General features: G+C 38.2%; 8 protein-coding genes and 1 pseudogene. 6 read left to right on the top strand and 3 right to left on the bottom strand.

Translation table 11 applies throughout. The features are described 5' to 3' along the window. Window positions 1–217: 217 nt before the first annotated feature. The gene (locus tag V7149_RS20950) at window positions 218–3,955 is read left to right on the top strand and encodes an endonuclease (protein WP_335347531.1); all 3,738 of its coding nucleotides are present in this window, start codon (window positions 218–220) and stop codon (window positions 3,953–3,955) included. 156 nt (window positions 3,956–4,111) lie between these two features. Continuing rightward, window positions 4,112–4,912 carry an ABC transporter ATP-binding protein gene (locus V7149_RS20955; RefSeq protein WP_335347532.1) on the top strand — a complete coding sequence of 267 codons (801 nt, stop codon included), beginning with the start codon at window positions 4,112–4,114 and terminating at the stop codon, window positions 4,910–4,912. A 120-nt stretch (window positions 4,913–5,032) separates the two neighbouring features. On the opposite strand, the gene V7149_RS20960 is transcribed toward V7149_RS20955, so the two are convergent. The 3 genes from V7149_RS20960 to V7149_RS20970 form a co-directional block, all read right to left on the bottom strand. Beyond that, entirely contained in the window at window positions 5,033–5,749 is a 717-nt protein-coding gene (locus tag V7149_RS20960) for an aspartate/glutamate racemase family protein (RefSeq protein WP_335347533.1), read from the bottom strand. Between the two features lie 77 nt (window positions 5,750–5,826). Further along, window positions 5,827–7,077, bottom strand: coding sequence for a dicarboxylate/amino acid:cation symporter (locus tag V7149_RS20965; protein ID WP_335347534.1), 1,251 nt, complete (start codon window positions 7,075–7,077; stop codon window positions 5,827–5,829). Between the two features lie 84 nt (window positions 7,078–7,161). Next, window positions 7,162–8,169, bottom strand: coding sequence for a D-cysteine desulfhydrase (locus V7149_RS20970; protein WP_335347535.1), 1,008 nt, complete (start codon window positions 8,167–8,169; stop codon window positions 7,162–7,164). A 131-nt stretch (window positions 8,170–8,300) separates the two neighbouring features. Between V7149_RS20970 and V7149_RS20975 the strand changes: the two genes are divergently transcribed. The 4 genes and pseudogenes from V7149_RS20975 to V7149_RS20990 form a co-directional block, all read left to right on the top strand. Then, the gene (locus V7149_RS20975) at window positions 8,301–9,188 is read left to right on the top strand and encodes a LysR family transcriptional regulator (RefSeq protein WP_335347536.1); all 888 of its coding nucleotides are present in this window, start codon (window positions 8,301–8,303) and stop codon (window positions 9,186–9,188) included. A gap of 69 nt (window positions 9,189–9,257) precedes the next feature. Further along, window positions 9,258–9,632 carry a RidA family protein gene (locus tag V7149_RS20980; RefSeq protein WP_335347537.1) on the top strand — a complete coding sequence of 125 codons (375 nt, stop codon included), beginning with the start codon at window positions 9,258–9,260 and terminating at the stop codon, window positions 9,630–9,632. Window positions 9,633–9,687: 55 nt separating this feature from the next. Beyond that, on the top strand, window positions 9,688–10,791 hold the full coding sequence (locus V7149_RS20985; RefSeq protein WP_335347540.1) for a threonine synthase: 1,104 nt from the start codon (window positions 9,688–9,690) through the stop codon (window positions 10,789–10,791). A 72-nt stretch (window positions 10,792–10,863) separates the two neighbouring features. Then, window positions 10,864–11,033, top strand: a pseudogene (locus V7149_RS20990) (D-TA family PLP-dependent enzyme); the annotation flags it as partial.

Raw genomic sequence — 11,033 nt, forward strand, 5'->3', positions numbered from 1 at the left:
TTACTTCGGTAACCTACTTGAAAGTGAAAAATAGGAATAAAGTTATTTCTAATAGAAAAAACTGAGTAAAACATCCTATTAGCTCGATAGTCTTATAATATCATTTTTGGTAAAATTTATAAAATTTACATAAATGCAATTGTACAGTTAATAGAGCCATGCTTAACTAGAAGTGAAATAGCATTTTGCCAAATTAATAGAGTATGGAGGAGATTGAATGATAGGAAGGCTTCAGAAAAAAACTTTCAGCATTGTAGTAACCCTCACCATGATTTTCAGCTTATTTGCTCCATTTCATGTTTCAAAAGCCGCTGGGACTATAACCGTTGCAGAGGCCATCGCCAATAATAGCGGAAAGGGAACAGTGGAGGGGTATATTGTAGGGATTACGAATAATGGACCTAAGTATCAGCATACTGGGCCATTTACGGTTAACACCAATATTGCCATTGCTGATTCTGCAAATGAAACAGATGGTAAGAAAATTTTGCCTGTACAGCTGACTCAAGGTGCTATTAGAGACGAATTAAATCTTCGAGATCATCCAGAAAATCTCGGAAAGAAAATCCAAATTACAGGAAGTTTAGAAGCTTATTTTGGAGTCCCTGGATTGAAAAGTCCTACAGGCTATTCTTTTAGCGATGACTCAGAACCTAAAAAGGTACAAGCCGTTACAGCAAGCCCTGCTGGAGGAACTATCGTAAAAGGGACTAAAGTTTCACTTGCTACAGCTACAGAAGAAGCAGAAATCTATTTCAGTGTAGATGGATCAGAGCCGACAACGTCAAGTACACTTTATACGGATCCTATTGAAATAAATGCTCCTAATACAATCAAAGCGGTTGCTGTAAAACAAGGATTGGAAAATAGTGAAGTGGCTGTGTTTGATTATGCGATTCAGCAGGAAGTCATTCGCATTCATGATATCCAAGGTGCTGGTCACTCTTCCCCATATGCGGATCAAAACGTTGCTGGTGTTGAGGGGATCGTTACAAAGGTTGTTGACGGAAGTAATTTTTATATGCAGGATAGACAGCCGGATCATGACCCAAATACGTCTGAAGGTATTTTAGTTTATAAAAAATCTCACGGAGTTAAAGTAGGGGATGTTGTAAAAGTTAGCGGTCAGGTGAAGGAATGGGTTTTAGAAGGATATGCGGAAAAACTGCAAACAGACCTTCCTGTTACTGAAATAAATGCTTCCAATATCCAAATAATTGCAAGCAACCAATCGCTTCCGGCACCGGTTGTAATCGGCGTTGACCGGATGCTTCCCTTAGAAGTTATTGATAATGATCGTTTTGAGAATTTTGATCCTAGCGAAGATGGAATTGACTTTTTTGAAAGCTTAGAAGGGATGCTTGTACAAATAAATAACCCTAAAGTAGTCGCACCGCAAAAATATGGTGAAGTCATTGTTGTTCCTGAAGATGTTCCAACAAATACGACAGCTGGCGGATTGCGTATTACTGAGGCCGATTTTAACCCAGAAAGAATGACCATTGATATCGATGACACTAGATTCGTTGCCAAAATGGGAGATCGCTTTCAAGGCTCGATTCAAGGAGTTGTCAGCTATGGCTTCAGCAACTATAAAATATTGAGTGATCGTGTAGCATTGCCCCCTCTTGTTGAAGGTTATAATGTAAGGGAAATAACGCCGATTATATTTGATGAAAACAAATTAACGATTGCTTCTTACAATGTTGAAAACTTTTCAACAAAAACAGATGATTCAAAGGTTACTAAACTGGCAGAAGCCATTGTAACGAGTATGAAGCAGCCGGATATTATTGGTTTAACAGAGGTTCAGGATAATGATGGATCAACAGATAGCGGAACGACTGACGCCAGCCAAAGCGCTGCGAAATTAATTGCAAAAATTGAATCACTCGGTGGGCCAACATACACATATACAGATATTGCACCTGAAGATAAAGTGGATGGCGGGCAGCCTGGTGGAAATATTCGTGTCGGCTTCCTTTATAATGAGGAACGTGTATCACTTGTTCCAGGGACAAAAGGAACGGCCACTCAGGCAGTTGGATTTGAAAATGGCAAGCTTACGTTAAACCCTGGGCGCATTGATCCAACGAATTCAGCGTTTGAATCTAGCCGAAAACCATTAGCAGCACAATTTGAATTTAATGGCGAGAGTATCATCCTTGTCGCTAATCATTTTAACTCTAAAGGCGGAGATCTTCCTCTGTTTGGAAAAGTGCAGCCGCCTATCTTAAATAGTGAAGTCCAACGCATGCAAATTGCTGCGATTGTAAACAATTTTGTCAAGGACGTTCAAGCAAAAGATCCGAATGCAAACATTGTTTTGCTTGGTGATTTTAATGACTTTGAATTCTCAAATCCTCTGCACGTTCTAAAAGGGCAGGAATTGACAAACATGATTGAAAAAGTTCCTGCAGAAGAGCGTTTTACGTACAACTATCAAGGAAATGCGCAAGTTCTGGATCATATTTTAGTATCAAATAATCTTGCTGCTTCAACTGAAGTGGATATTGTTCATATTAACTCTGGTTTCATGGAAGAGCATGGCCGTGCAAGCGATCATGACCCTGTTTTGATTCAAACTGCATTAAAAGAGCCAACAAAACCAGAAGAGCCGAAGTATGACAGAGTGTATGATCTAGTCGGCTACAAAGCGAAGAAACTTGTTATTGGACCACATAATGCCTTAATTATCATGGATAAGACTTCCTCCATTACAGAGGGGATTTGGCTGAAAAAATCAGCTACTCTAAAAGGGGAGGGCTTGAAGAAAACGACGGTTGTGGTCAGCTCTGCTCAAAAAGGTACTATTGTTGATTTAACTGGAACAGAAGTTAAAGAGGTACTGATTGAAAAGGATAAAGTGCAGGAAATTAGAGGTGCTGAAAACGTTCAATCATGGTCTGTTGGTAAAAAGGTTGACACTTCTCATATAAAATTTACCAACTCAAAGGGAGAAGAAATTCCATCTCCGTTCGCTCCAAAAGAAAACAAAGCACCTGTAATGTCCAAGCCATTAGAAAAAATCACTGCTAAAACAGGCGAGCAAGTCTCGCTTGAATTAAGCGAGCATTTCTCAGATCCAGATGGAGATCAATTGTCTTACACATCATCACTTGGAAAGATAACGAACGGCTCCCGTCTTACTCTTTCGACTGAAGAAATTGGCACATTCTTAGTGGCGGTTACTGTTAAAGATGGAAATGGCGGAGAGTTAACAGCCCGCTTCTCATTTACGGTAGAAGAGAAGGGGCAATTTGATGGATATTATGAATCGGCTTCAGGTAAAACTGGGGCGGATTTGAAGTTTGCTCTCCACAACATTATTCGAGAGCAAACGAAAATTTCTTATAGTAATGTATGGGATGCACTAAGAGAGACGGATGAGGATCCGAATAATAGTGACAATATTATACTGCTATACAAAGGGGAGTCCCGTTCAAAGCTTGCGAACGGCGGGAATGTTGGTCAATGGAATCGCGAGCATGTTTGGGCGCAATCACATGGCGGGTTCGGAACGAGTATAGGACCGGGCACCGATATTCATCATCTTCGTCCAACTGATGTACAGATTAATAGTTCAAGAGGAAATCTTGACTTTAATAATGGCGGAACCCCAGTTAGCGGCTGTGATGGCTGCTTCAGAACTTCGAATTCTTGGGAACCGCCAGACAGAGTAAAGGGAGACGTAGCTAGAATGCTCTTCTATATGGCTGTTCGCTATGAAGGAACGAATGGCGAAATTGACTTAGAATTAAACGATAAAGTTGGTAATGGCTCGCAGCCGTATCATGGCAAGCTATCCGTTCTACTAAAGTGGCATCTGCAAGATCCTGTAGATGATTTCGAACTAAACCGCAACAATATCATTTATGAAAAATGGCAGCACAACCGTAATCCATTTATCGATCATCCCGAATGGGCGGAAATGATTTGGGGAGAGGCAATCTAAAAGTAAATCTTGCTTCATAAATAATGTTTTTAGATAAAGAAGCTATCGCTTAATATGGCGTTGGCTTCTTTTCTCTTTAAAACAAAATAGGTTTGTGCTATTGTCGAATTAAAATGATTATTGGGAAATTTTAAATATAGAAAGAGAGGATAACGAATGGGGAATATTGTAACTTTCAAAAATGTTTCATGGCGCAGGAACGGCGAGGAAATCTTAAGCAATCTAAATTGGAGCATAGGTCAAAATGAGCATTGGGCCATTCTTGGTTTAAATGGATCAGGAAAGACTTCTCTTTTAAATATTGTAACCGGCTATCAATTTCCGACAGCAGGAGAAGTAGCTGTCCTTGGAAATATATTTGGAAAAACGAATTTACCAGAGCTTCGCAGAGAAATTGGGTTCGTCAGCAGCTCATTGGACCGGTTTTCTAATAGCTTGAATCATGAAACGGTCGAAGACATTGTTTTAAGCGGAAAGTTTGCATCCATCGGTTTGTATGAAGAGGTTTCAACGAAAGATGTCGAAAAGGCAGAGTCAATAATAAACAGTCTTCGCCTCGATTACCTTAAAGGGAAGCACTTCCGTCTTTTATCACAAGGTGAAAAGAGACGAGTGCTAATCGCGAGAGCATTAATGAGCAATCCTAAGCTTCTCATACTTGATGAGCCGTGCACAGGTCTAGATGTTCTTTCTCGGGAGGAAGTTCTTTTTCTTATCAAGGCAATTGTCAATAACAATTGCCATTTAATTTATGTGACTCACCATATTGAAGAGTTAGTCGAAGAAATTACTCACGCCTTGCTTCTGCGTGATGGAAAGATCGTAGCCGCAGGACCTAAGAGAGAGGTTTTGACAGATGAATTATTATCGGAAACCTTTAAAACCCCGGTCGGTGTGCGCTGGGAAGAGGATAGGCCGTGGTTGACAGTAAAAAAAGAAAATATTATTAGTCTATAAAATTTAGGATATAAAAAACAACCCTGAATTTTCTGCTTAGCATAAAAAATTCAGGGTTTCTGCTTATAAAAAGGATAAAACTTTGTGATATGTTAACTATAATGTCTTTGGAAATGAATTTTAATATGTTAATTTAATCCCTTTTGCCTGTTCAACAGCCATTAAAGCGAGTAATTGTGTGGGGTTTATTTTGACGACATCACTCGTTAAATAAGGAAATATAAGTGGGATCTCAGTACAGCCCCCAATACAAGCTAATATCTCTTCCTCCATTTCATATCGATTTAATATAGTGCTAAGCTGCTTAATATAAACATTGGTTTCAATGTGACCTGCCTTTACTTCTTTAATAGTAAGATCAATAATTTCTTGATCTTGGTCTTTGGGCACACACAAATGAAGGCCTAAGGAATGAAAATCATTTTGATACAAATTTGTTTGGATAGTAGCCCTTGAGGCCAGAAGTATCATTTTACCAGAAAAATGGGGATAATCTCTTTGGATGTATGTTGCTGTATTATGAATCATACTATAGATTGGGACTTTAATAGTCTTTTGTAATTGATCTAACCAAAAATGAGCTGTGTTACACGGCATAATAATAAAATCAACTCCTGCCGCTTCCAATTGTTGCGCAGATTCAACCATCATTGGTAATGGGTTTTCAGTTCCTTGTAAGATTGCTGGAACCCTAGGCGGTATTTGAGGGTGATTATCTACAATAATACGTAAATGTTCTTGATCCGTTTTAGCAGGAGTATTTCTCACAATTTCAGTAAATAAATCGACTGTTGCCATTGGACCCATACCACCTAGTATCCCAATTTTTTTACTCATTTAAATAGCTCCCCTTGTCTATATCGTAAGGTATTACCTTTATCAATCTTTATGATACGATACTTACTGTAAACTTCTTACAAACTAACGGCACTCGATTCATCCTCTGTTTCGGCGAGTTTCTTGCCACCCCATTTAAAAAGTAATATAGCGGCAACCGTATTCCCAAAAACATTGACAGCTGTCCGCCCCATATCCATAAATCGGTCGACTCCTGTTATTAAAGCGATTGCTTCTAATGGAAGATTAAGAGATGTTAGAATAACTGACAAAACGACTAATGAAGCTGCAGGTACATTTGCTGTTCCTTTGTTAGCAATTAAGGTTGTTATAAGAATCGTTAAAATAGTAGGCAAACTTAAATGCATACCATATGCTTCTGCTATAAAACAAACAGCGAGAGACTGATAAAGTGCTGCACCATCAAGGTTGAAACTATAACCTAGTGGAAGGACAAAAGAAACCACTTTGTTTGGTATCCCCGACTTCTCGAGAATATTCATGTGTACAGGTAAAGTAACTTCAGAAGAGGTAGTAGTAAATCCTAAAAGCAATGGTTCCATTACTTTTTTAGTATACGAGAAAGGATTTATTTTAAGGGAGGCAAGTATAATCCAGAATAATACCATAATAACAAGCAAGCCAATATACATGACCCCAATTAATTTTGCCAATCCTAATATAACGCTGCCGCCTTGAGTGGCAAACACCCATGCCATGATCGCTGCTACAGCTACCGGAGCCGTTGCTACAACTCCTTTAGTCAATCTGAACATAGCTTCAAGAATACCTTCTAGAAAGTTAATGACAACTTTGGCTTTATCGCCTATAGCAGATAATGATAGACCGAAACAAATAGCAAAAAAGAGAGTTGGAATAATTTTTTGCTCGGCCATTGCATTCACAACATTGTCGGGAATGAGATCAGTGATAAATTTAACCCAATCAATTGATGTTGCAAGATTTGCCGGAAGAGTACCTGTTGCCTGTAAGGTCACTCCTGCTGCAGGATGAAAAATAGCATTTAACGTAATACCTAAAATAATACAAAACCCAGTAGCTAAATAAAACCAGATAAAAGCCAGTCCTCCAAGACGACCTAACTCTTTACGATTTGAGCCCATCTTGTAGATTCCCAAAGTAACAGCTGAAAATACAAGCGGTATAACAATCATTTTAATGGCTTTAATAAATAAAGTCCCGATAGGTTGGAGGTTTGCTCCAAAACTTGGCCATAGTAACCCAATAATGGTACCTAAGATTAATCCAATAATAATAAGAGCCCATAGAGGTAATTTTTTAAATCCTGATTTTTTCTTATGTTCCATATAAAAGAGCCTCCTTTACAAATTTTTTTTACTTTTACTTATACTTATTTCAATAATCTTCTCTACTAAATAGAGAAGATTACTTTACGATGATTTTGAGAAAAACATAGAATCATACGCATATAACGCTGGTGAACCTCCAGTATGAAGAAAGAGGACTTGATCATCGTTTTTAAAAAATCCATTTCGTATCAGATCAATCAAACCAGCAGCCACTTTACCTGTATATACGGGATCAAGCAAAATACCTTCATGCTCTGCAAATAATTTTATTGCTTCGATCATCCCAGGTGTAGGAAGGGAATACCCTTGGCCAACATATTGATCATAACAATTAATGAGTTCTTTCGGGACATCACTTGTTATACCGACATACTTTGCAGTTTTTTGTACTAGGCGATAAACAAGTTCTTCTTGCTCGTCCTTTTTTCGACTGACATTCATACCGATAATTGGGGTAGGTGTATTTGTGCCATAAAACCCTGTTACAAGGCCAGCGTGTGTTCCTGCACTGCCACTTGCGGTAACAATATAGTCTAAGTTTAGCCCCATATCGAATGTTTGTTTTAATAACTCCTGTGCACAAGCCACATAGCCTGTTGCACCAACCTCATTTGATCCGCCTCCAGGGATTATGTAGGCGTTCCTTCCTTCCATAGCTAATTTATTTTGAACTTCCTCCATCGCTTCCATCATATTTGTTCCGCGCGAAACTACACTAATCCCATCTGCACCTAATAATTTAAATAAAAAATTATTGCCATTAGCGTCTGGTGAATAACTATTAGGGACTCGTTCTTCAAGTACAAGATGGCACTGGAGCTGCTCTTTAACCGCCGCGGCAAGAGTAAGTCGACAATGATTTGATTGTACAGCTCCGCAGGTAATTAACGTGTCAGCCCCCTGCTCAAGGGCGTCGGCAACAAGAAATTCCAATTTTCTTGTTTTATTACCTCCAGCGGCTAATCCAAGTAAATCATCTCGTTTCACATAAATTGTTGGACCACCTAAGGCTTTTGAAAGATTAGAAAGCTTTTCAATAGGAGTAACGTATTCGGTATATCGTTTTCGTGGAAAGCGGGCTAAATCCATTTTTGAAATCCTCCTTTTTTCATTAGTATTAATATTTCTAATATTCATACTAATGTGTTAAGCTTAGTTAGTAAAACGAATTTTTTTAATAACGATTATAAGTTTTTCTAATGGAAAGGGGGGAGATGAAGGTGGACCATCAGTTAAACATCTTTTTAACTGTTGCTGAACAGCACAGTTTCTCTAAAACTGCCGATAAACTATACATCACGCAATCAGCTGTTAGTCAGGCGATAAAATCCCTAGAAAAAAAGTTTGGCATTGAGCTTTTGGAGCGTAGCAACAAATATATTGGGTTAACTAAAGCTGGAAAAATTTTATATTATCATGGGAAAGAAATTATGGAGCAATATGCACTTGTGGACAAATTCATACATGAAATACAAACGACAGCAAGTGGTGCATTATGGATTGGAGCAAGCTACACGTTCGGCGAATACTCACTTCCAAAAGTTATGAATGAGTTTAAAGCCAATTATCCAAATATTAAACCAAAAATAACGATTAAAAACACACATCGTATCATTGAACAACTACTTCGGCGCGAATTAGATATTGGAATTATTAATGGTCGAATTCAACATCCTAACCTACTAATCAAACCCTTTGCCGTAGACGAAATGGTTGTGATTGTCCCCTACAATCATCCATTGGGATGTAAGAAAGCAGTTACTGCAGAAGAACTGAAATTTGAAACATGGGTAATTCGCGAATCTGGCTCTGGTACTCGGGAAGTTACGGACCATATGTTTCATCAGACTGGAATTGAGCCTAAAGAAATAATGGAATTTGGCAGCCTCCAAATTATTAAGGAGTCTGTGGAGGTTGGTTTAGGGATTTCCTATATTTCTAAAGGGGCGATTAGAAAGGAATTAGCATTAGGAACGCTTCGAGCATTAAACATTAAAGGATTTGATTCAACACAACACTTCTTTTACGCGACTAGAGACACACAAATTCAAACTAAAGCTGCTGAATTATTTATTCATTTCCTTGAAAAATCACATGGGGAATTTTAAGCATTTTTTCAATTTATCAGAGGGAGAGTTATTAATAGAAAATCAAATCAATAAATTAGGAGTGTCTAAATGGAGAGCATATTTCAGGTAGGGAATTTGAAGTCAAACGGCCATTATGCGCTAGCAACGATTCATAATGATGTCGTTTACGTATCTGGCCAATTTGCCATTGACCCCATAACTCAACAAAAGAAATTTGGTACAATTGAAGATGAAACGCTGCAAGCACTGAAAAACATTGAGTATATTTTAAATGAGGCAGGCAGCCAAAAGAATCAAATTTTGCGGATGACACTTTATATTCCGGATATACAATTATGGGATCGTGTTGACCGTGTCTACAAAGAATTCTTCGGAAACCATAAACCAGCACGATCCGTTGTACCAACAAATGAGCTGCATTTTGGTTTTAAAATAGAAATTGAAGCTATTGCATATATTTAAGTTATGAATCTATTAATCTTAATAGTTTCATTTTACCAAAAAGGGGTGAAAAACAATTAAGGAACAATATGTGTGTTATTCATGTGAAACTAAATATAATGTGACAGAAAATATATGGAAGTGCAAATGTGGAGGGATGTTAGACTTAATAAAAGAAAGGATTACCATTGATATATTAAAGTTGCGAGAAAAACCCGCAACGATGTGGCGGTACATAGATGCTATGCCATTTAAAAATAACTCTGGCATATGGCAAGCAGTTACATTGGGGGAAGGATATACTCCGTTAATTATATTAGATCAATCAGAGCCGAATAGCTTTGTCAAAGTAGACTATATGATGCCTACTTTGTCTTTTAAAGATCGTGGTGCAGCAGTATTAATTGCTAAAGCAAAAGAAATAGGTGTTACGAAAGTCATTGCCGATAGTAGTGGGAACGCAGGAACTTCGATTGCGGCATATGCCTCACGTGCTGGTATAGCTTGTGATATTTTCCTCAGAGAAGGAACATCCCCGAAAAAAATTGCACAGGTTAAAGCGCATGGTGCAAACGTTCGGGCAATCAATGGTACACGGGAAGAGGTAGCTAAAGCTGCGCAAAAAGCAGTAAATGAAGAGAATGTATTCTATGCAAGTCATGTGTATAACCCCTTTTTTTATGAGGGAACCAAAACATATGCTTATGAAATTTGGGAACAGATGAAATGTGTACCTGATGCCCTTATTATTCCTGTTGGAAATGGTACTTTGTTGTTAGGCGCCTATTATGGATTCAAGGAATTACTAGAGAATGGGCTTATATCGAAAATGCCGAAGTTAATTGCGATTCAAGCAGAAAATTGTGCACCACTAGCAAAAGTATTTATGAATAATGAAACGTTTGAACCTGTCCAAAATAACGGCACAATAGCGGAAGGGATTGCAATAGCAGCACCAGCACGTTCAGTTCAAATTTTAGAAGCAATTCGTGCTACGAATGGAGAAATGATAACAACAACCGAAGAAGAAATTGTACAAGCACGTATTACATTAGCAAGGAAAGGTTTTTATGTAGAACCGACAACTGCTGCGAACTACGCTGGATACTTAAAATACAATCATTCGCCCGCTGAAACGATTATTATTCCTTTATGCGGAGCAGGAATTAAGTCTAATTAACCGAATATTTTGATTGGAAGCCGGAAGTCTTGTGGAGATTGAAACTATAGCAGCCATAAAGGAGAGAGATAAATGAAATATTTCGAGTTAGAAACACCAGCACTTTTAATTGATAGAAAAATAATGATGGATAATCTTTATTCAATGCAAAATTATGCTGATGAATACAAAGTGAACTTACGACCGCATACGAAAACTCATAAAATACCTAAGCTGGCCCAATTACAAGAGGAGTTAGGAGC

This window comes from Bacillus sp. JJ1503 (assembly GCF_036965125.1).
Classification (GTDB): domain Bacteria; phylum Bacillota; class Bacilli; order Bacillales; family Cytobacillaceae; genus Cytobacillus.

Excerpts from the sequence above, each read along its gene's own strand:
- V7149_RS20960 (WP_335347533.1), bottom strand. The coding sequence starts at position 5,749 with ATGAGTAAAAAAATTGGGATACTAGGTGGTATGGGTCCAATGGCAACA.
- V7149_RS20955 (WP_335347532.1), top strand. The coding sequence starts at position 4,112 with ATGGGGAATATTGTAACTTTCAAAAATGTTTCATGGCGCAGGAACGGC.
- V7149_RS20970 (WP_335347535.1), bottom strand. The coding sequence starts at position 8,169 with ATGGATTTAGCCCGCTTTCCACGAAAACGATATACCGAATACGTTACT.
- V7149_RS20965 (WP_335347534.1), bottom strand. The coding sequence starts at position 7,077 with ATGGAACATAAGAAAAAATCAGGATTTAAAAAATTACCTCTATGGGCT.
- V7149_RS20980 (WP_335347537.1), top strand. The coding sequence starts at position 9,258 with ATGGAGAGCATATTTCAGGTAGGGAATTTGAAGTCAAACGGCCATTAT.
- V7149_RS20950 (WP_335347531.1), top strand. The coding sequence starts at position 218 with ATGATAGGAAGGCTTCAGAAAAAAACTTTCAGCATTGTAGTAACCCTC.